At 76.7% G+C, this 459-nt stretch carries 1 protein-coding gene; it reads right to left on the bottom strand.

Annotated features, from left to right (window positions below; genetic code table 11):
- Positions 1-31: 31 nt before the first annotated feature.
- A complete protein-coding gene (locus FOE67_RS28280; protein WP_182667631.1) occupies positions 32-346 on the bottom strand; it encodes a hypothetical protein in 315 nt (104 codons plus the stop codon).
- Positions 347-459: the final 113 nt, after the last annotated feature.

Here is a 459-nt window from a genome sequence, read left to right as displayed (position 1 = left end):
CACCGGCCCCGCGGTCCCCTCCCCGACCGGCTCAGCGCGGCATCGCCCGCCGGCGCGCCGAGGCCGCCCGGCGCCGCCGGTCGTTGCACAGCAGGCACTTCCCCCAGCCCGGCGGCAGCGGGTCGTCCTTGTCTCCGTACAGCGGGTCGATCGCGCCGTGCGGATGGATCCGGCAGCCCGTGGCCCCGGGACCGGTGGTCAGGCCCTGCGCCGCCACCAGTGCCCTGCGCAGGGCGTCCACCAGGAACTCCGCCTGCTCGCCGGTCGGCATCTCCTCGGCGAAGCCGATGTCCGAGGCGGTGCGCAGCGCGGCCTGCATCTCCGCCCAGTCGTTGTGCTGACTCATGTCCGCCAGCGTAGGGCGCGCCACCGACAGCTTCGTCCCCGCGTCACCCCGCGCGGTCCCCGATCGCGACGGGGAGGGCCGCTCCCCCGGACGCCCCCGCGCTCCTCGATGCC

The sequence above is a fragment of the Streptomyces calidiresistens genome (assembly GCF_014141525.1).
Taxonomy (GTDB): Bacteria; Actinomycetota; Actinomycetes; order Streptomycetales; family Streptomycetaceae; genus Streptomyces; species Streptomyces calidiresistens.
Note: the sequence above shows the minus strand (reverse complement) of the source record. Positions and strands in the feature narration are given on the sequence as shown.